This is a genomic window from Streptomyces hundungensis, from assembly GCF_003627815.1.
Lineage (GTDB): Bacteria > Actinomycetota > Actinomycetes > Streptomycetales > Streptomycetaceae > Streptomyces > Streptomyces hundungensis_A.
In genome coordinates, this window is sequence record NZ_CP032698.1 from 4,030,700 (window position 1) to 4,050,700 (window position 20,001).

Annotated in this window: 21 protein-coding genes; 16 read left to right on the top strand and 5 right to left on the bottom strand. The window is 70.3% G+C overall.

The window, feature by feature from the left end:
* The first annotated feature begins 42 nt into the window (after positions 1-42).
* The gene (phoU, locus tag DWB77_RS17935; protein WP_120722217.1) at positions 43-720 is read left to right on the top strand and encodes a phosphate signaling complex protein PhoU; all 678 of its coding nucleotides are present in this window, start codon (positions 43-45) and stop codon (positions 718-720) included.
* Between the two features lie 382 nt (positions 721-1,102).
* Here phoU and DWB77_RS17940 read toward each other — a convergent pair whose 3' ends face one another.
* Complete coding sequence (locus DWB77_RS17940; RefSeq protein WP_120722218.1) at positions 1,103-1,537, bottom strand: hypothetical protein; 435 nt, start codon at positions 1,535-1,537, stop codon at positions 1,103-1,105.
* 430 nt (positions 1,538-1,967) lie between these two features.
* On the bottom strand, positions 1,968-2,462 hold the full coding sequence (locus DWB77_RS17945) for an NUDIX hydrolase (protein WP_120722219.1): 495 nt from the start codon (positions 2,460-2,462) through the stop codon (positions 1,968-1,970).
* A 17-nt stretch (positions 2,463-2,479) separates the two neighbouring features.
* On the opposite strand from DWB77_RS17945, the gene DWB77_RS17950 reads away from it, so the two are divergent.
* The 13 genes from DWB77_RS17950 (at position 2,480) to DWB77_RS18010 (ending at position 14,098) form a co-directional block, all read left to right on the top strand.
* Positions 2,480-3,259 carry a GntR family transcriptional regulator gene (locus DWB77_RS17950; RefSeq protein WP_120722220.1) on the top strand — a complete coding sequence of 260 codons (780 nt, stop codon included), beginning with the start codon at positions 2,480-2,482 and terminating at the stop codon, positions 3,257-3,259.
* Positions 3,260-3,814: 555 nt separating this feature from the next.
* The gene (locus DWB77_RS17955; RefSeq protein ID WP_120722221.1) at positions 3,815-4,084 is read left to right on the top strand and encodes a DUF6284 family protein; all 270 of its coding nucleotides are present in this window, start codon (positions 3,815-3,817) and stop codon (positions 4,082-4,084) included.
* Entirely contained in the window at positions 4,081-4,524 is a 444-nt protein-coding gene (locus tag DWB77_RS17960) for a Pycsar system effector family protein (protein WP_120722222.1), read from the top strand. The genes DWB77_RS17955 and DWB77_RS17960 overlap by 4 nt, the downstream gene beginning before the upstream one ends.
* The gene (locus DWB77_RS17965; RefSeq protein WP_120722223.1) at positions 4,521-5,387 is read left to right on the top strand and encodes a DUF2637 domain-containing protein; all 867 of its coding nucleotides are present in this window, start codon (positions 4,521-4,523) and stop codon (positions 5,385-5,387) included. Before DWB77_RS17960 ends, DWB77_RS17965 begins: the two co-directional genes overlap by 4 nt.
* Positions 5,384-6,427, top strand: a complete 1,044-nt coding sequence (locus DWB77_RS17970; RefSeq protein ID WP_120722224.1) for a DNA cytosine methyltransferase — start codon at positions 5,384-5,386, stop codon at positions 6,425-6,427. Before DWB77_RS17965 ends, DWB77_RS17970 begins: the two co-directional genes overlap by 4 nt.
* A gap of 17 nt (positions 6,428-6,444) precedes the next feature.
* Positions 6,445-6,996, top strand: coding sequence for a hypothetical protein (locus DWB77_RS17975; RefSeq protein ID WP_120722225.1), 552 nt, complete (start codon positions 6,445-6,447; stop codon positions 6,994-6,996).
* Positions 6,997-7,054: 58 nt separating this feature from the next.
* Entirely contained in the window at positions 7,055-9,172 is a 2,118-nt protein-coding gene (locus DWB77_RS17980) for an FtsK/SpoIIIE domain-containing protein (RefSeq protein WP_120722226.1), read from the top strand.
* 204 nt (positions 9,173-9,376) lie between these two features.
* The gene (locus tag DWB77_RS17985; RefSeq protein ID WP_120722227.1) at positions 9,377-9,832 is read left to right on the top strand and encodes a hypothetical protein; all 456 of its coding nucleotides are present in this window, start codon (positions 9,377-9,379) and stop codon (positions 9,830-9,832) included.
* Between the two features lie 85 nt (positions 9,833-9,917).
* On the top strand, positions 9,918-10,835 hold the full coding sequence (locus DWB77_RS17990; protein WP_120722228.1) for a bifunctional DNA primase/polymerase: 918 nt from the start codon (positions 9,918-9,920) through the stop codon (positions 10,833-10,835).
* 170 nt (positions 10,836-11,005) lie between these two features.
* Positions 11,006-11,188, top strand: coding sequence for a hypothetical protein (locus tag DWB77_RS17995; protein ID WP_120722229.1), 183 nt, complete (start codon positions 11,006-11,008; stop codon positions 11,186-11,188).
* Positions 11,185-12,348 carry a DUF3631 domain-containing protein gene (locus tag DWB77_RS18000; protein ID WP_120722230.1) on the top strand — a complete coding sequence of 388 codons (1,164 nt, stop codon included), beginning with the start codon at positions 11,185-11,187 and terminating at the stop codon, positions 12,346-12,348. Before DWB77_RS17995 ends, DWB77_RS18000 begins: the two co-directional genes overlap by 4 nt.
* Positions 12,349-12,528: 180 nt before the next feature.
* A complete protein-coding gene (locus DWB77_RS18005) occupies positions 12,529-12,762 on the top strand; it encodes a helix-turn-helix transcriptional regulator (RefSeq protein WP_120722231.1) in 234 nt (77 codons plus the stop codon).
* 76 nt (positions 12,763-12,838) lie between these two features.
* Entirely contained in the window at positions 12,839-14,098 is a 1,260-nt protein-coding gene (locus DWB77_RS18010; protein ID WP_120722232.1) for a tyrosine-type recombinase/integrase, read from the top strand.
* A gap of 54 nt (positions 14,099-14,152) precedes the next feature.
* On the opposite strand, the gene DWB77_RS18015 is transcribed toward DWB77_RS18010, so the two are convergent.
* Positions 14,153-14,914 carry a phosphoglyceromutase gene (locus tag DWB77_RS18015; RefSeq protein ID WP_120722233.1) on the bottom strand — a complete coding sequence of 254 codons (762 nt, stop codon included), beginning with the start codon at positions 14,912-14,914 and terminating at the stop codon, positions 14,153-14,155.
* Positions 14,915-15,113: 199 nt separating this feature from the next.
* Here DWB77_RS18015 and DWB77_RS18020 point away from each other — a divergent pair, with 199 nt between their 5' ends.
* Complete coding sequence (locus DWB77_RS18020) at positions 15,114-16,394, top strand: MDR family MFS transporter (RefSeq protein WP_120722234.1); 1,281 nt, start codon at positions 15,114-15,116, stop codon at positions 16,392-16,394.
* A gap of 361 nt (positions 16,395-16,755) precedes the next feature.
* Here the strand turns inward: DWB77_RS18020 and DWB77_RS18025 are convergent, their stop codons facing one another.
* Both DWB77_RS18025 and mshA read right to left on the bottom strand, forming a co-directional pair.
* The gene (locus DWB77_RS18025) at positions 16,756-17,247 is read right to left on the bottom strand and encodes a YbjN domain-containing protein (RefSeq protein ID WP_120722235.1); all 492 of its coding nucleotides are present in this window, start codon (positions 17,245-17,247) and stop codon (positions 16,756-16,758) included.
* A gap of 113 nt (positions 17,248-17,360) precedes the next feature.
* The gene (gene mshA, locus DWB77_RS18030; RefSeq protein WP_120722236.1) at positions 17,361-18,704 is read right to left on the bottom strand and encodes a D-inositol-3-phosphate glycosyltransferase; all 1,344 of its coding nucleotides are present in this window, start codon (positions 18,702-18,704) and stop codon (positions 17,361-17,363) included.
* Positions 18,705-19,061: 357 nt separating this feature from the next.
* Between mshA and DWB77_RS18035 the strand changes: the two genes are divergently transcribed.
* A complete protein-coding gene (locus tag DWB77_RS18035; protein WP_120722237.1) occupies positions 19,062-19,874 on the top strand; it encodes a class I SAM-dependent methyltransferase in 813 nt (270 codons plus the stop codon).
* Positions 19,875-20,001: the final 127 nt, after the last annotated feature.

Below are 20,001 nucleotides of genomic sequence, written 5' to 3' on the forward strand. Positions count from 1 at the left end.
GCACCCCCGGCCCCCCGGAGACCGTTGAGAGAGGGACAACCCATGCGGGACGCGTACCACGAGGAACTCGACTCGATCGGCGAGGGCCTGGTCGAGATGGCCCGGCTCGTCGGGTCGGCGGTCGGGCGCGCCACCACGGCCATGCTCGACGCCGACCTCAAGCTCGCCGAGAGCGTGATCGCGGCCGACCAGAAGGTCGACGATCTCCAGCACGACCTGGAGGCCCGCGCGATAGCACTGCTGGCCCGCCAGCAGCCGGTCGCCACCGATCTGCGGATCGTCGTGACGTCGCTGCGCATGAGCGCGGACCTGGAGCGCTCGGGCGACCTGGCCCAACACGTGGCTAAGCTGACCCGGCTGCGTTACCCGGAGCGCGCCGTACCGCACGACCTGCACGCCACCATCCTGGAGATGGGCCAGCTCGCCCAGCGCCTGATGGCGAAGGCGGCCGAGGTCATCATCACCAAGGACGTCGACCTGGCCCTCCAACTGGAGCAGGACGACGACGACATGGACCTGCTGCACCGCACGCTGTTCCAGCACCTGATGGACGACCGCTGGAAGCACGGCATCGAGACGGCCGTCGACGTGACGCTGCTCGGCCGCTACTACGAGCGCTTCGCCGACCACGCGGTCTCGGTCGCCAAGCGCGTCGTCTACCTGGTCACGGGCGAGCACGCCGACGAACTCCAGCCGCCGACGCAGCCCGAGGGGGCCTGAGCGTTCGCAGCGGACCAGCCCTTCGGGGGCGGGTCCCAACTGCTGTGCGCACCCGGCGGGTTGAAGCTTTCGCGCATGCGCCGTTGACGCGCCCGTCCCCGTGGGCATGCACTGGGGGAAGGCTCCACGCGTCTGCCTACCCCCGGGAGGGACCCATGGCCGATTCGCCCACGACCGAACCACGCCAGGAAGCACCCGTGACACCTGTAGAAGTGGTCCGACTGCCGCTGATCGGCGCGTGCGGCTGCGGATCGAGCTGCGGCTGCGGCTGCCAGTCGGGCGCGCCGTGCCAGTGCGGCGGCTGACCCACGAGACCGGTATGTGAAGGGCCCCGCCCGGTTGTCGGGCGGGGCCTTTCACGTCGTCTCACCGCAGGCCGGGGTCACTTCACGGTGACGCTGACCGTCGGCGAGACGACCTCGTCGTACTTGACCCGCAGGTCCTGCTTGCCCTTGTCGTTGAGCTTGGCGTCCAGGGAGTAGCTACTGCCCTGCTTGACCAGGGTGCTGGCCTGGAGCGTGGTCCACTTGTTGCCCTTCTTGTGCTGGAGCACCAGCTTGGTGCCTATGGGCAAGCCCTTGGTGCGGCCCGTGAAGGTCACCTTGTCGCCAGCCTTCACCGACGTCGACGACGCCTTCACGGTGATCGAGCCGGCCGTCTTGGACGCGGAGGGGCTCGGCTTGGACGCGGACGGACTGGGCTTGGACGCCGCGGCCGCCGAGGCAGAGGTGCCGGCGGCCCCGGCGGACAGCAGGGCGGCGGACAGCGCGCCGGCGGCAAGGGTGCGGATACAGCGGCTGCGCAGGGTGGTGTTCACGTTCTGGACTCCCGTCGTGGCGGATTCCCCCGGGGGTGCGCAGCTCACCACTCCGGGCGAAATGCGCCTTTCGAGGCTATCCAGGGAGCCGGGAGTCGGCGACCGGAGCGTGCCGGGACCGTGACAGAACGTAAGGACGCCGGTCCATGGCCAGAAACACGCGAGCCCCCCGGCGCCGGAAGTACGGCGCCGGGGGGGCTCGACGGGCGATGTTGCTCGACGGGCAGTGCGGAGCCGAGGCCCCTTCCCGCGCCCAGGTGAGCTACTTCTTCTTGCCCTGGGTCTGGACCGCCCGTTTTCTGGGCCTGGTCAGGAACCCGCACACCTCATCTGACCTGCGGTCGACCTGTCGTCATTGGTCGTTGTTGGTTGTCACTGGCGGTCGCCGGACGGCCCACAGACGGCCCCACACATCGAGCCGCTTCCCTGGTCAGGACGCGATACCGGACCCGGAGGCGGTCGGCTCCCGGAGCAATCGACGACCGTCATGCGTTCGCACGGGCGGCGCCTCCAAGTCCAACGCGTCGAGGACTCGCACCGCGTAGGCCTCGGTCATGTGGCTCTCGATCTCACTCCGGGTGAACCAGCGGACCTCAACCGACTCGCTGGACGTCCTCTCCTCACCCCCTACAGGGCGACACAGGAACACGAGCGCAACGACACCACGCGCCATGTTCTTGTAGACGCCAGTCAGCCGCACAGCTTCAACCTGGAGACCTGTCTCTTCCAGGACTTCGCGGCACGCGCCGGCCTCGGGCTGCTCGTCGAGTTCCAGGACACCGCCCGGCGCCTCCCAGGCGCCGTTGTCGGCACGCCGAATGACCAGCACGCGGCCGTCTTCGCGAACGACCACGCCCGCGACCGAAACCGAGTGAAGCGACATTGACGCACCTTCCTGGGTAGCGTTACTCATGTATAGGAGCATAGGAGGAACTGAAGGACATGGGCACTACAGCCTCTAGGGACTCGGGTCAGCCACGGTACCTACAGATCGCGGACGACCTTGCCCAGCAGATCAGGGCGGGTGTCCTCAAGCCGGGGGAGAAGGTACCCAGCGAGTCGGAACTCATGACCCGGTATTCGGTCTCCCAGGGCACGGCGCGCAAGGCAGTCGCCGAGCTGCGCCCCACAGGACTGATCGACACCCTTCACGGCAAGGGGTCGTTCGTTAAGAGCCAGCCCCCAGTGCGACGCAAGTCGTCCGACCGGTTCCGGCGCTCTCACCGCCGAGCAGGCAAGGCGGCTTACATCGCCGAGACAGAGCAGGCAGGTAAGAAGCCGGGCGTCACCGTCTTGTACATCGGTCCCGTCGAGGCCGCAGACGAGATCGCCGAGCGGCTGGACGTACCGGCTGGCACCAAGGTGCTCGCCAGGCGACGCCTGTACTTCAGCGACGGAACTCCCACGGAGGAAGCGACTTCCTACCTGCCCTGGGACATTGCAAAGGACATTCCCGAACTCTTCGAGGAGAACCCGGGCGGTGGCGGCATCTATGCACGGCTCGAAGAGAACGGCCACGTCCTGAAGGAGTTCGTCGAAACGGTACGGGCTCGACTCGCCACGAAGCAGGAGACCGGGGCGCTCAGCCTCAGCCCAGGGTCCCCCGTCATCCACCTGACTCGAAGTGCCGAGACAGAAGCAGGCCGGATCGTCGAGGTCTGCGACACGATCATGGCCGCTGACCAGTTCGTTCTCGACTACCGCATCCCCGCCGGGGACTAACGGCCCGAACGTCTTCCCAACCCGTCGCGAAGATTCTTCACGCGGCGGGTTGACTCATGTACAGGAGTTGGGCACTCTAATGAACGTAACTCCTGCACATGAGTGCAGGAGTACAGGAGTCCTCGGACTCCGTGCATTGTGCGCCCGGAGGAAAGCCCGCAGGGGTGAGTACGAAGTGAGCGTTCGCTGGCTTGAGAACTCAACAGCGTGCCGACCCAGCCGCATGAACAGGTGCGGTCGATGGGTGCGGGTCACCATCCCGACCGACCATGTCGGGCCGGGTGGCCTGCCCTGATCCGCCTTACGGGGTGGTGACGGCATTGCGTGATCTGACATCCGCAGAACCTTCGCGGCGCCTGCCGCACTTGATCTCAACCATCGCCGGGTTACACGGCGGCCGGTTGCCTCCTCTGCCCGTCCGGGCGCCCTGCGGGGCGGTCGTACGGGCGGGGTTGAGGGGAGCCGGATTGACCGACTTCAACGGCGCGCGGCCCCGGTGCGGGAACACCGGGGCCGCTGTTCGAGCCGTTTCACCTGCTAGGGAGACCACGACTCATGAAGAACATCGCTGCACTTCAGAAGGCCGTTACCGGCACCCTGCCGGACACCGAGCCGACGCCGGTCGAACTCGACGCGCTCGACATCGAGATGCCGCTGATCCTGGCGGAAGTCGAGTTGCTGGACGCACAGATCATCACGCTCGACCGCACCCCGAACGAGCTCGACGCCCGCCGCATCCGCCGGGCCCACCGCAAGGTCCTCAAGGCGCGCCGGGCGCTCACCACCCAGGCCACCGTCGGGGGCACGTCGGGGGTGGGCGCGTGAATGGCAACGACTCGCTCAACACCGCGCACGCTGAGGTGAAGGCGGAGATTGCCCGGACCGACTCCAAGGTCAGTCTGCTGCTGGCGTTCGTCGGCGCGCTGGTGGCCGGTGCGGGGTCCGTCGCCAAGGACATGCAGCCGAGCGTGAGCGTCTGTGTCGTGGGCGGGCTCGGCATGGCCGTGCTGGTGGTGGCGGCCGGGCTGCTGTTGCGGTCGGCCCGCCCTAACCTGCGTGGTCGTCACGGGTTCCCGCTGTGGGCGACCCTGACCGCTGAGGAGATCACCACGGCCGTTGCGACGGACCGGGCGGCCGACATCGCGGGCCTGTCCCGGATCGCGGTCGCCAAGTTCACCGCCCTGCGCCGCGCGGTCGACCTCACGATGACCGGCGGCGTCCTGCTGGCCGTCGCGCTCCTGCTTCATGTCGGGGGTGCGGCGTGAATCGCACTCCCAAGACGCTGCTTGTGATCGCTCTGGTCGCCGTGGTCGGTATGGCGTTCCGGGTGTCGTGGAACGCGCTCAGGGATGTGGCCCGTGCGATCGGTGCGGACCACACCGCCGCGACGCTGTACCCGTTCGTGGTCGATGGGCTGATGGCGCTGGCGCTGGTCGCCACGCTCGTGCTGACCGCCGACGCCCGGCGGTTCGCGCTGCGGGTGCTGGGCACCTACACCGCCGCTTCTCTGGTCCTCAACTACGTGCATGGTCTGGTTCCGGCGCTGCACGGCGCGTCAGTCGACTGGGGGCGGTTGGCCGACTGGAACCCGGCGAACTGGGCGCTCGTGCTGCTGGCGACGTCGCTTCCGGTCGGCTCGATCTACTTCGGGTCCGATCTGGTCGCCAAGGTCCTCCACCACCAACCGAACCCGATCGCGAATACGGAGGAATCGCCTGAGATCGTGAGTAATCGGTCTACGGGTGACCTCGCAGAATCGACCCCTGAGCCCGTGATCGTGAACGCGACGCCGATCCCGGCCGCCGTTCAGGTCGGCTTCCTCAAGCCGACCATCCCGGACAAGCCGGTGCCGTCGACCGCGCTCGTGCCGATCGGGCGTTCCGTGCCTGCCGAATCGGCCCGCCCGCGCCGGGCGACCGGCCGGGTGCCGGACGTCGCGCGATCGAGTCGTCCCAAGCGGACCCCGGACGAACTCCTCACCGAAGCACGGTCGGTCACGGCCGACTGGGCTATGGAGAAGCTGACTGCCGAGGGCATCCGCAAGGCCGTCCACACTTCCCCGGCGAATGCCCGCACCCTGCGTGACGCGCTGCGTGCCGAGCGGGCCGAGCACGGAGCGGCGGCGTGAGCGGCCTGCGCGTCGGGTCGCTCTGCACCGGTTACGGCGGCCTGGACATGGCCGTGCACCAGGTGTTCGGCGGCTCTCTGGCATGGGTCGCGGACAGCGACCCGGGAGCGGCTCGCATCCTCGCCCACCGCTTCCCCGGCGTTCCCAACATCGGCGACATCACCGCCGTGCGCTGGGAGGACCTGGAGGCGGTCGACATCCTCACGGGCGGCTACCCCTGCCAGCCCTTCAGTTCCGCCGGCCACCGGAAGGGAACCAAAGATGCCCGGCACATCTGGCCCCACATCGCCCGTGCCCTTGGCGTTCTACGACCCCGCCTCGCGGTCTTTGAAAACGTCGCAGGGCACCTTTCTCTCGGATTCGACACCGTCCTCGCTGACCTTGCCCGCCTCGGGTTCGATGCGGACTGGTGCTGTGTACGCGCATCCGACATCGGCGCCGCCCACCAGCGCAAACGGCTCTTCCTGCTCGCCTGGCCTGCCAACCCCGGCCGCGAGGGACTGGCGCGGGGGCGGGCAGAACGGTCAACTGCCCACCGTGGTCTCTCTGCTGCCGACTCCATCGACCTCAGAGGCGACCGGAGCGGGACACGCGGCGCAGGGCGGGATGAACCTACGACACGTCGTCTCCCTTCTGCCGACCCCGCGTGCGTCGGCGAACGAGAACCGGCAGACCAAGCGCACCCCGTCGCAGGAAGCCGGGACACACGGCAGGTGCCTGGCCGCCGAAGTGGCCAGCCTGCCAAGTCCGGCGAGCCTGCCTGGGGCGAGTACGGGCCGGCGGTCGCGCGGTGGGAAAGCACCCTCGGACGCCCCGCTCCCTGGCCAACTGACGCTCTGGGACGACTGAACCCGCCGTTCGTCGAATGGCTCATGGGCCTGCCCGCAGGCCACGTCACCGACGTCCCCGGCCTGTCGCGCACCGCACAGCTCAAGGCGCTCGGCAACGGCGTGCTGCCCGCTCAGGCCGCGCTCGCCCTGAGGGCATTGCATCGCCGTGCCACCAGCACCGCCCCCGCGACCCAGCCCGCCGCTGCCTGAACGCGAACGGAGACGCTGTGAAGCTCACCGTCACCACCCACAAGGTGTCCGGCTACCGCCAGACCCAGCGCACCGCCCAGTACCTGGCCGACCAGGCCGGGCGTTTGGTGGCCCGGTCGGTGTCGGGCCGCATGCCCGACGTGCAGATCGTCCTGACCACTGCCCGGGGCTTGGCTGAGCTGGCCACGGCCGCCGAAGCCGAGTTGGCCGGCGGGGTCGACAAGCGCGCCCTGAGCCGCGAAATGCGGCATGCCGTGCGTGAAGCCCGTGACGTGGCCGGGCGGGCCGTCCCGCTCGTGGACGGTTCGGTGCTGGTGCTGGTCAACGTCGACCAGCACCGCACCCCGGACGACTTCGCCGTAACCCTCGTTCACGAGCTGGTGCACGCCATGCAGTTCAGCCGCAAGGGGGTGAGCGGACGCATCATCCGCGACCGCCGCCACTGCTTCGGCGTCGAGCGCCAGACCCGCCGCCAGGCCCGCGAACACGAACGCCTGATGCGCGAGGAAGAGAACGAGGCCTACGGCCGCGAATTCCTCGCCCGGCAGCTCATCGCCGCCGCCGCCTGACCGGGGCAGCATCCCTCCCGTTGCCGCCCCGGTCCGGGGCAGTCAGGAGTCAACTCCCGTGAGTACCAACGTCGTTCGCCTCACCAAGGACGTCACCAGCGCCCCTGTGGAGCCGTCCGGTACGCCGAGCGTTGCTGTAGCAGCGCCGGGCACCGAAACGCCGCCTGTGCCCCTGTGGGTGCGCTCCGGGCGGGCCGTGCGCGGCATCGTCACCCACGAACACACCCGCACCGCCGCACGCCTCACGGTCCGCCACAGCATGTACGTGTTCGGCGGGTCCCGGATCGTGGCCCGCCGCACCTGGGAGGGCCGCACCGCCACCCGCTACGAACGCATGCTCCGCGCCGCCGAAGCCGCCGGAAACTACGAGGTGGCGGCCGAGTGGGAGGAACGCGGACAGCGCTTCCGCGAGGCCCGACACCGCCGCCGCATGGACCTGCTCACCGCTCCCGTCGACGCCGCCAAGAGCGTGCTCGTGGGCACCAGCATGGGCATCGGTTCGCTGGTCGCGCTCGGGGTCGTGCTGGCCATCGCCAACAAGAACCCGGCCGACGTCGTGACTCCGCTGATGGCCGTGGTCGAGTTCGTTCAGCTCCTGGTCACGATCGTCACCATCGTGTGGGGTCCGGCCATCACCATCGGCCCGTTCCTCGCACTGCTCGCCCTGTGGGCCGTCGGCCGCCACCAACAGGCCGCCCCGAACTGGGCACTCCCGGCGGCCGTGCGCAACGGGGAAGGCGACCCGATCACCCCGTCCATCGTCGTCAAGGCCCTGCGCGACCTCGGCGTGCCCGCACTCGGCCGGGCCATCAAGGAGATGGGCGACGCAGGGGCGTCGATGCTCGGCCCGATCCGCATCGCCGGATGCGGCGTCGAAGTCGACGTCACCCTCCCGTCCGGGGTGTCGACGAACGAGGTGCAGAACCGTCGGCGCAAGCTTGCCGAAAACCTGTCCCGGCACGAGCACGAAGTGTTCATCACCATCCCCCAAGCCGCCCGCACCGTCCGCCTGTGGGTCGCCGACAGTGGCGCGCTGGATGAGCCGATCGGCCCGTCCCCGCTCGTCACCGACGAGACGATGACCGCCGACTACGCCAAGGGCCGCGCCCCCTGGGGACAGGACCTGCGCGGGGATGCGGCGGCCATCAGCCTGTATCAGCGCCACCTGCTGATCACGGGCCTCTCCAACCAGGGCAAGACTGTCGCGCTGCGCTCGCTCGCCCTGTGGGTCGCGCTGGACCGGTCGGTGCAGTTCCTTATGGGCGACCTCAAGGGCGTCGGTGACTGGGCCATGTTCGAGGGACTGGCCAAGGTCCTGATCCAGGGCCCGACCGACGACCACGTCATCCAGGTCACGGAGATGGTCGAGAGTGCGGTGGATGAGATGAACCGCCGCCTTCAGGCCCCGCCCGGCACCGTGTTCCCCGCCCTGATCGTCCTGGTTGATGAGGCGCAGGTGGCGTTCATGTGCCCGGTCAAGGACGACGAGAAGCGCCCCTACGGCGGGTCCAAGGCGAACTCCCGCTATTTCATGGCGGTCCGCAAGATCCACAACCAGGGGCGTGCGGTCAACGTGCTGATGTGGCAGGGCACCCAGGATCCCACCGACCAGAACCTTCCGAAGTTGGTCCGCGAGGGCGCCCACACCCGGGCATCGCTCGCGCTCGGCACCGAGTCTCAGGCGCGCATGGCCCTCGGGGACAAGGCGGTTGACGGTGGCGCCGCCCCGAACCTGCTCCGTCCGGGCCTGGACCGGGGAACGCTGGTCGTCGCGTCCGACGGCATCGCCATTCCCGCGGGGCAGGCCTCGATCACGGTGCGCACGCACTACATCGACGACGACGCGGCCGTGGCCATCACCGACCGGGCCAAGGCCCTGCGCGATGGCGTCACCACGGTGACCGTGATCGAGCGGGGTGAGGAGCGTGACCCGCTCGCCGACATCGCTTCCGTGGTCGGCACGGCCGACAGGGTGCGGACCAAGGACGTCCTCGCCCGGCTCGCCACCCTGAACGCGGGCGCCTACGGCAAGTGGTCCTTCCTCGACCTCAAGCGCGTTCTCGACGGCACCGGAGCCGAGCCGTACAAGTCCGACGGGGTCATGGTCGTCGGCCGTGACCGGGTCGCCCGGGCGCTCGCCAACCGCGACGCGGATGGTTCCGCTTCCGCCGCATAGATCAGGGAGCGAACCCCTGGCGGGTCAGGGATGCAGGGAGAACTCCCTGACCCCCTCCCTGACCCGCCTCCCTCTCTCTCACCTGCACAAATGATCTGCCAGGGAGTCAGGGAGGCCCGCAGGTCAGCACCCCCAAAACCCCTCCACCACGCACCCGGCAGGGGGTCCCCCTGCCTCCCTGCCCATCCCCGGAAGGGATTCCGCATGTTCCCCGAACACCCCCGGCACGCGCCTGTTGAGCGGGGCGTGGAAGTCCACCACCCCACCCCGATCCAGCCGGTTGCGGCGCCACTCGTACCGGTCCAGCCGGGCACTGTCCCGGCGGTGGCGAGCATCGTCTTGCCGGACGGGCGGGTCGTGACCGGCTACGCCATCGAGCCCGCCAAGCCCGACCGGGTCGCCGCCAAACCGGCCGTGTCCCGCACCGCCGTGAACGTCGCGCTCGGCGGGATCGGCTTCGCCGCCGTGTGCGGCGGGCTGCTCCTGCTCACCACGTTCATCGCCGCACTCGCCGCCCTGATCCAGCAGCTCATCATCCTGGCGGCCGTCATCTTCGGCGGCGTCATCGCCGTACAGGTCCTCGGGCCCCGGCATGGGGAGGGCGGCACGGTCGTCAACATCCGCAAAGCGATCTTCAAGCGCAACCACTTCCGCAGCTAGCTACGCCAAGGGCGGCCCCCGTCTCGCCAAAGTCCGGGGCCGCCCTTGCCTGCCAGCACTCATCACAGAACTGGAGACACCCAGCATGACCCAACACGACCCCGACGTGAAGCGAGCCTTACTCGATGCGGCTCTCCGGGCTACCGAAAGCGGCTGGCACGTCTTCCCCTTGCGTCCCGGCACCAAGCGCCCGGCCCTGCACGGTGAAGCTTCCTGCCCCGGCACGGGCCCGTGCGCGGGTGGGCACCGCAAGTGGGAGCAGCGCGCGACCACCGACGTCGGCCGTATCCGGGCGACGTGGGAGCGGGCGCCGTTCAACGTCGGTATCGCCACCGGCCCGTCCGGGCTGGTCGTCGTCGACCTGGACGTGCCCAAGCAGAACGACAACAGCAGTGCGGACACGCCTTGCGGCGCGACGGCCTTTAAGGCGCTCTGCGAGCGCACCGGCCACGCCGTCCCCGCCACCTGCCGGGTGCGGACTGCGAGCGGCGGACAGCACCTCTACTTCACCGCCCCGGTAGGTGTCCGGCTCACCAACACAGCCGGTTCGCTGGCCCCATTGGTCGACACCCGGGCGTGGGGCGGCTACGTCGTCGGCCCGGACAGCATCACGCCGATCGGCCCGTACGAGGCGGTGGGCGACGCTCCGGTAGCTCCACTGCCCGCATGGCTGGTGCGGTTGCTCCAACCCGCGCCCGCGCGTCCGGCCGAGCCGTTGCGGCTGCCCGTGGTGAGCGGGAGCCGCGCGGCGCGGGCCGCCCTGGCTGCGGAGTGCGCCGTGGTTACCGCATCGCCGGACAAGCAGCGCAACATCACGCTCAACCGGTGCGCCTTCAAGGTGGGGCGGTTCGTCGCGTGGGGCGACATCCCCCGGCACGTGGTGGAGGAAGCCTTCCAAGCGGCTGGGGAGGCGCGGGGACTCACCGCTGCGGAGTGCCGCTCCACCGTCCAGAGCGCCCTCAACAGCTCGCTGCGCAAGGCCCGTTCCCGGGATGCGGCATGAGCCCACGCCTGCATCCCCCCTTGGAAGGCCAACCGGCCGCTACCGGCCCGCACGCCGCCGAACCGGCCCCTGCTCGGCCGGTCGTGGGCGCCCCGAAAGGCGTCGCCCGCAGGGCGTCCGCTTCATCGGTTCGCTTTAGCCGGCACAACTACGACGACGGGCGCCGCCCCGTGGCCTGGCTCCACATCTGCGCCCCGCGCGGCGCCGTGCCCACGGCCACCTCGAAGTGCCTGTGCGGCCGGGACCGCAGCGCCGTCGGCTACCGCCGGGTGCTCGCGCTCATCGACGACCACACCGCCCACCTTGACCGCTGCCCGCTCTGTGCTTCCCGGGAAGGCAGGAATGCCGCATGACCACCACTCCGCCCGCGCCGTCCATCGACGGCGCGGCCCTGCTCGATGAGGTCGAAGCGTTCCACCGCCGCTTCAACATCTTCCCCAGTGAAGCCGCCTACGTCGCCGTCGCATTGTGGGACGCGCACGCGCACCTGCTCGACTGCTTCGACTCCACCCCGCGTCTGGCGTTCCTGTCCCCGGAGCCGGGATCAGGCAAGTCGCGTGCGCTGGAAATCGTGGAAACCCTCGTACCGCGCCCCATGGTCGCGGTGAACGCGTCCGCCGCCGCGCTCTTCCGGGCAGTGTCCGGTGCCGAGGGTCGGCCCACGATCCTGTTCGACGAGATCGACACGGTCTTTGGCCCCAAGGCCGGGGACAACGAGGAACTGCGCGGGTTCCTCAACGCCGGACACCGCCGGACCGGGGTCACCTACCGGTGCGTGGGCGACAGCCAGACCGTCACCCCGTTCCCGTCCTACGCCGCCGTCGCGGTCGCAGGACTGGGCTCGTTGCCGGACACGATCCTGACCCGCGCCGTCATCATCCGCATGCGACGCCGGGCCCGCAACGAGAAGGTGGAACCCTTCCGTGCCCGCCTGCACGAGCAGGAGGGCCATGCCCTGCGGGACCGCCTTGCCGAGTGGGCTGAGCAGGCACGCGGCTGGGTCATGGGCGCGTGGCCCGAGATGCCCGACGGGGTCAGCGACCGGCCCGCCGACGTGTGGGAAGGACTGCTGTCCATCGCGGACGCGGCCGGGGGCGACTGGCCCAAGCGGGCCCGCCAAGCCTGCCTGACGCTCGTGGAAGCCTCCCGCGCCAACGACAAAGGCAGTCTCGGCATCCGGCTGCTGACCGACCTGCGCGACCACGTCCTGATCGGCATCGACCGCCTGCCCACCGTCGCCATCCTCGACCGGCTCAACGCCCTGGACGATGCCCCGTGGGCCGACCTCAACGGACGGCCGCTCGACAACCGGCGCCTGTCCAAGATGCTCAGCGACTACGTGACCGCCGACGGCGGCCCCATCGCCTCCCGCAACATCCGTACGAGCGGCGGAATCCTCAAGGGATTCTTCGCTGAAGACCTCACCGACGCGTGGGCCCGCTACTGCCCCTCTCCCGCGTCCGCTACAAGCGCTACGCCGCTACATCCCAGCTCAGAGCCCCTGACTCTGTAGCGGCAATCCGAAATGTAGCGGCTACGGCCCCCACCCCCCGAAACGGCCGTAGCCGCTACATCCCACCCCTCCGCTACAAAAATCATGCCGCTGACCTGCGATGTAGCGGCGTAGCGGATGTAGCGGACCCCAGAGAAGGGGGCCGCCCCCTTCCCCTGCCCCCACGAGGAGGCGCCCAGCATGCGCCCGCCACCGGCCGTCGCCGACACCCTCCGCAACGGCATTCCGGACCGCTACCTCACGCCCGATGACATCGCCGCGATCTTCGAGGTGCCCAAGGAAACCGTCTACCAGTGGCGCAAGAAGCGCGTCGGCCCGCCCGGATTCCGCATCGGCAAGCACGTCCGCTATGACCCCGCCGAAGTGCTCGCCTACGTAGCCGAGCGCAAAGGCGCGGACCGCGCCGCAGCCTGACCCAGCACACCGCCAGGACCCCAGGGAGGGCCACATCGTGGCCCTCCCTTCGCCATCCCCGAAGGGAACCGCGTTCATGGCAGGCCACATCCAAGACCGCTGGTACAAAACCGAAACCGACGCCAACGGCAAGACCACCCGAGTCAAGTCCGACCGCTACGGCACCGGCATGCGCTACCGGGCTCGCTACATCGCCCCAGACGGCACCGAGAAGTCGAAGTCCTTCCCCGACGGTAAGAAGCGCCTCGCTGAGGAGTGGCTGGCCCGGATCGAGGCCGACATGTCGCGCGGCCAGTACATCGATCCCAAAGCCACCCGCATGACCTTTCAGGAGTTCGGGGAAAAGTGGCTCGCGAGCCAGAGCGGCGACCCGAACACGAAGGCTTCGATGACTTCGCAGCTTCGGCTGCACGCGTTCCCGCGTATCGGGGCCCGATCGCTGGGAGCGTTCCAGCCCAGCCACATCCGTGAGTTCGTGACGCAGCTCGAAGGGTCCGGCATGTCCGGCTCGTACGCCCGCGTCATCTTCTCCAACGTGCGCGCCATCCTGAGCGCGGCCGTCGAAGACGGATACATGCCCCGGAATCCCTGCACCTCCCGCACAGTGACGCTGCCGGAGATGGGAGCACGGCGTGTGGTCCCATGGCTGCCGGAACGGGTCTTCGCCGTGCGCAGCGCCATGGTCGACCGGTTCCGCCCCATGGTGGACGTGGGCGCTGGCTGCGGCATGCGGCAGGGGGAAATCCTCGGTCTCTCAGTCGAAGAGCTGGACTTCGGCAACGGCACGCTGCACGTCGTTCAGCAGCTCAAACTGAGCCTGAGCCAGCCCGTATTCGCTCCTCCGAAGGGGGGAAAGCTGCGTGACGTGCCACTTCCGGAGCCCGTCGCAGACGCGCTCCGGGAGCACATGAAGCTCTTTCCCCCGGTTGAGATCACGTTGCCCTGGATGCGTGCGGGAGGTCAGCCCGTCACCAAGCGCCTGATCTTCACCGGCCCTCTTGGCAGCCACGTCTGGCGTACGTCGCTGAATGAGGACCACTGGAAGCCCGCGCTCGCCAAGGTCGGCGTCATCCCCAAGGCGAAGAGCCGGGAGCACACCGCCGCTCGCGAGCACGGCATGCACGCGCTCAGGCACTTCTACGCGTCCGTCCTGTTGGACGCCGGAGAGAGCATCAAGGCCGTGAGCGAGTACCTGGGGCACTCCGATCCGGGGCTGACTCTGAAGGTCTACGCCCACCTCATGCCGAGCAGTCGGGACCGCGCTCGGAAGGCTCTCGGTAGGGCGCTCAGGCCACAAGATCCCCCGGCCTCACGGCCCACAGACGGCCCCGAATAAGTGAAAGCCCCTGACCTGCGCCTAGAGCGCAGGTCAGGGGCATGATCACGATAGCTACTTCTTCTTGCCCTGGTTCTTCACGGCCTCGATCGCGGCGGCCGCCGCGTCCGGGTCCAGGTAGGTGCCGCCCGGGTTGACCGGCTTGAAGTCGGTGTCGAGTTCGTACACCAGCGGGATGCCGGTCGGGATGTTGAGGCCCGCGATGTCGGCGTCGGAGATGCCGTCGAGATGCTTGACCAGCGCGCGCAGCGAGTTGCCGTGGGCGGCGACCAGGACGGTCTTGCCGTCGAGGAGGTCCGGGACGATGCCGTCGTACCAGTACGGCAGCATGCGCGTCACGACGTCCTTGAGGCACTCGGTCCGCGGGCGCAGCTCCGGCGGGATCGTGGCGTAACGGGCGTCGTCGCTCTGCGAGAACTCCGTGCCGTCCTCGAGGGCGGGCGGCGGGGTGTCGTACGAGCGGCGCCACAGCATGAACTGCTCCTCGCCGAACTCGGCCAGGGTCTGCGCCTTGTCCTTGCCCTGGAGCGCGCCGTAGTGGCGCTCGTTCAGGCGCCAGCTGCGGTGCACGGGGATCCAGTGACGGTCCGCGGACTCCAGCGCGAGCTGGGCGGTGCGAATCGCGCGCTTCTGGAGGGAGGTGTGCAGCACGTCGGGGAGCAGGCCGGCGTCCTTGAGCAGCTCACCGCCGCGCGCCGCCTCCTTCTCGCCCTTCGGCGTGAGGTTGACGTCCACCCACCCGGTGAACAGGTTCTTCTCGTTCCACTCGCTCTCGCCGTGGCGGAGCAGGATCAGCTTGTACGGTGCGTCGGCCATGCCACCGAGCCTAATCGACGTTCCGGAGCCCTCGCGCGCCCGGGGACCAAGGCGCCGGGGGCGTCTCGATTGACGGACGCCGTCAATTCGCTGGCTTGCGGAAGCGAACCACTTGTAACGTCCGGGTGTTGGCTGCACCACTTACAGGTACGTATCGCCGTGCCTCACACCAGTGTCAGAGCTTCCGGGGGAAATCGTCATGTCCATCGCCACGTTGAGACGCGCCGCGCGAGAAACCGTCTCGGGTCTGCCCCGGGAGTTCTGGTGGCTGTGGACCAGCACCCTGATCAACCGGCTCGGCGCCTTCGTCGCCACCTTCATGGCGCTCTACCTGACCCTCGACCGGGGCTATTCGGCCTCGTACGCGGGGCTCGTGGCGTCGGTGCACGGGCTCGGCGGGGTCATCTCGGCGATCGCCGGCGGCGTCATGACCGACCGCCTCGGACGCCGGCCCACCCTGGTCATCGCCCAGACCTCGACGGCCCTTTCGGTCGCACTGCTGGGCTTCATGACGGATCCGGCGGCGATCGTGGGCGTCGCCTTCCTCGTCGGCATGGCGAGCAACGCCTCGCGGCCCGCCGTCCAGGCGATGATGGCGGACATCGTCAAGCCCGAGGACCGGGTGCGCGCGTTCTCCCTCAACTACTGGGCGATCAACCTGGGTTTCGCCGTCTCCTCGATGGCGGCCGGCTTCATCGCGCAGTACAGCTATCTGGCCGGCTTCCTCGGCGAGGCGACGCTCACGCTGATCTGCGCGGTCGTGGTGTTCCTCAAGCTCCCGGAGTCGCGCCCGGTGCGCACGGCCGAGGAGAAGGTGGCGGAACCGAGCGTCGGCATCGGTACGGTGCTGCGGGACGGCCGTTTCATGGGCGTGGTCGGCCTGTCCTTCCTCATCTCCCTGATCTTCCAGCAGGGTTACGTGGGCCTGCCCATCGCCATGGGCACGGACGGCTTCTCCAGCGCGGACTTCGGCCTGGCCATCGCCGTCAACGGCATCCTCATCGTGGCGGTCCAACTCCCCATCACCCGCTACACCCAGCAGCGCGACCCGCGCCAGTTGCTGATCGTCTCGGCGCTGCTGGCGGGCTACGGCTTCGGCCTGACGGCGTTCGCCGGTTCGGTCGCGATGTACGCCCTGACGATCTGCGTCTGGACCCTGGCGGAGATCATCAACGCCCCCACCCAGACCGGCCTGGTCGTCCGCCTCTCCCCCCTCCACGGCCGCGGCCGCTACCAGGGCGTCTACACGATGTCCTGGTCGGTGGCGGCCCTGCTGGCCCCCCTGCTGTCCGGCTACGTCATCGACCACTTCGGCGCGGGCTGGCTGTGGGGCACGTGCGCGGTCCTGGGAACGGGGACGGCGGTGGGGTACTGGGCACTGATGCGGAGCCTGACGGCCACCCCTGCCCCCGCCAACCCCGCCAACCCCGCCGATGCGGCTCGGGTCCGGGTGGAGGTTCGAACGGATTCGGGGGTGTGAGGCGGGGGGGCGCGGTGGGGACGAAGTCCCCGCCGGGGTCCGGGGCGCAGGGGACGAAGTCCCCGCCGGGGTCGGGGGCGGAGCCCCCAGGGGTGCAGGGGACGAAGTCCCCGCGGGGGGTCCGGGGCGGAGCCCCGGGGCTGCACCCTCGCACCCCCCGCACGGGCGGGCGGGTGGGAAAGCGCCCCCAGGGGTGCAGGGGACGGAGTCCCCGCGGGGGGTCCGGGGCGGAGCCCCGGGGGCCGCACCCTCGCACCCCCGCACGGGCGGGCGGGTGGGAAAGCCCCGCCGGGGTCCGGGGCGGAGCCCCGGGGGCCGCACCCTCGCACCCCCCGCACGGGCGGGCGGGTGGGAGAGCGCCCTACCCCCCACCCCCACCCGTCACCCGCTCAAACGCCGCAAGGTTCACCGTGGACTCACCCCGCGACACCCTCCACGCGTACTCCCGCCGGATCGCCTCCGCGAACCCCATTTCCAGCAGGGTGTTGAACGACCCGTCCGCCTCCTCAAGGACGACCCCGAGGAGCCGGTCGACCTCCTCCGCCGTCACCGAGGAGAGCGGAAGCCTGCCCGCCAGGTACACGTCCCCGAGCCGGTCGACCGCGTAACTCACCCCGTACAGACGGAGGTTGCGCTCCAGGAGCCAGCGGTGGACGGCCGGCTCGTTCTCGTCGGGGTGGCGCACCACGAACGCGTTCACGGAGAGGGAGTGCCGCCCGACCCGCAGCGAGCAGGTGGTGGAGAGTTTGCGCGTGCCGGGCAGCGTCACCACGTACGCGCCGGGCTCCGGGGACTCCCACGAGAGCTCCGCGTCCTTGAGGGCCGCTTCGATGACCTGCCGCACGTCAGCCATGCCGCGAGCCTACGCGAAGCGGCCCCGCCCGGCCGAGGGCGCCGGGCACACCCGAAGCCACCCGGGCCCGGCCGGCATGGGACGCCTCACCCGAGCCGCCGCGGCAGGACGCCTCATCCGTGGTGCGACCGCACCCGCCGCCGGTGCTCGTACATCGCCGCCGTGTACACGTCCGCCGTCGCCGACGCCGCCGTCCCCCAGCCGAAGGACTGCGCGTGCCGGGCGGCCGCGTCGCCCATGCGACGTACCAGCGCGGGGTCCGCGACGAAGCGGTGCAGGGCGGTCGCGTAGTCCTTGGGGTCGTGGCCCTGGACGAGGAAGCCCGTCGAGCCGTCCCGTACCGCCACCGGAAGCCCGCCGACGGACGCCGCGACCACCGGCGTCCCGGCCGCCTGCGCCTCGACGGCGACCAGGCCGAACGATTCGCTGTACGAGGGCATGACCAGGACGGACGCCGCGCGGAACCAGTCCGCGAGCCGGTCCTGGCCGACGGGCGGCCTGAACCGTACGACGTCACTGATGCCGAGCTTGGCCGCCAGCTTCTGCAATCCCTCCGGCTTCGCCAGGCCGCTCCCGGACGGACCGCCCACGACCGGCACGATCATGCGCGAGCGCAACGACGGGTCCCGGTCGAGGAGTTCGGCCGCCGCGCGCAGCAGGACGTCGGGCGCCTTGAGCGGCTGTATGCGGCCCGCGAAGAGCGGGATGAAGGCGTCCTGGGGCAGCCCGAGCCGGTCCCGTGCCGCGGTCCTGCCGTCGGCCGGGCGGAAGCGGTCGAGGTTCACGCCGGGGTGGACGACGGCGACGTTGCCGGGGTCCGCGTCGTAGAAGCGGACGAGTTCGTCGGCCTCCTCGGCGGTGTTGGCGATCAGCCGGTCCGCCGCGTTCACGATCTGCGTCTCGCCGATGACCCGCGCGGCCGGCTCGGGGGTGTCGCCCTCGGCGAGCGCGGCGTTCTTGACCTTGGCCATGGTGTGCATGGCGTGGACCAGGGGCACCCCCCAGCGCTGGGCGGCGAGCCAGCCGACGTGCCCGGAGAGCCAGTAGTGGGAGTGGACCAGGTCGTAGTAGCCGGGCCGCTGGTGGGCCCAGGCCTGCATCACCCCGTGGGTGAAGGCGCAGAGCTGAGCGGGCAGCTCCTCCTTGGCGAGCCCTTCGTACGGTCCCGCGTCGACGTGGCGCACCAGCACCCCGGGCGACATCTCGACGGTCGGCGCGAGGCCGCCCGTGGTGGCCCGCGTGAAGATCTCGACCTCGATGTTGATCGCGGCGAGGCGCTTGGCCAGCTCGACGATGTACACGTTCATGCCGCCTGCGTCGCCCGTCCCCGGCTGGTGCAGCGGGGAGGTGTGGACGCTGAGCATGGCGACCCGGCGCGGCTTGCGGTGGCCGCCGGGCAGCCGGAGCCGGGGCGGCCCCGCCAGGGTGCCGGCGAACCGGGACACGTACTGGCTCACGTCGGGGCCCTCCTCGGCTCGGGGCACTGCCTACGGACGCGGAGCGGGCATACGGGCACGCCTCTCCAAAGCCCCGAACACCGGAATCGGTCTTTTCATTTCCACTTTGCCAAAATGTTGCCGACCGCGTCCCCGGCCCCCCGGTTCCCGGTTGCCACCACGCCGCCGCCGTGCCCCCGGCCCCCGGGTTCCCGGTTGCCACCACGCTTTCGACCGTGTCCCCAGCCCCGGGCTCCGCTCGCCACCACGATCCCGACCGTGTCCCCGGCCCCCGGCCCCGGGCTCCCGCTCGCCACCACACCGCCGGCCGTGTCCCCGGCCCCCGGCCCCGGCCGCCCCGCCGCCTACCCTCGTCCTATGGCTCCACCCGCCCCACCCGCGAAGCGCGCCCCCGCCGGGCGCCCCGTCGGCACCGTCACCCGCGGCACCACCAACCCGAACCGGCTGCGCCGCATGGACCGCTGGATCGCGGACGCGCACGGGCCCGCGCTGCGCCGTGCCGAGGCTCCGGTCGCCGTCGACCTCGGGTACGGAGCCTCTCCCTGGACCGCGGTGGAACTGCTCCAGCGCCTGCGCACCGCCGCCCCCGCCGTCTCGGTGGTCGGCATCGAGATCGAGCCGGCCCGGGTGGCCGCGGCCAAGCCGTACGAACGTGAGGGCCTGACCTTCCGGCACGGCGGCTTCGAGGTGCCACTGGCCGAACCGCCGCTGCTGATCCGCGCGGCGAACGTACTGCGCCAGTACGACGAGGACGAGGTGGCCGCCGTCTGGGCCCGGCTGTGCGCACGGCTCGCGCCCGGCGGGCTGCTCGTCGAGGGCACCTGTGACGAGATCGGCCGCCGCCACGTCTGGGTCGCGCTCGACTCCGAGGGCCCCCGCACGGTGACCTTCGCGACCCGGCTCGGCTCCCTGGAGCGCCCCTCCGACCTCGCCGAACGGCTGCCGAAGGCGCTGATCCACCGCAATGTCCCGGGCGAGCCGGTGCACTCCTTCCTGCGCGACTTCGACCGGGCCTGGGCGGCGGCCGCGCCGTACGCCTCGCTCGGCGCCCGCCAGCGGTGGATCAGGTCCGTACGGGAACTGTCGGCGGACTGGCCCGTCGTGGACGGCGTACGACGCTGGCGGCAGGGCGAGGTCACGGTCAACTGGTCGGCGCTCGCGCCCTGTTGAGGCCCCGGGCCTAAAGGAATCGGGGTCCGCACCCGGCCGGAACGAGAGGTTCCGACCCGGCCCGCGCGGGCTTGCGCGCGTCGTCCAACGAGTGAACTCCCGTGGCCGCTGGAACGCGTGGAGTGCG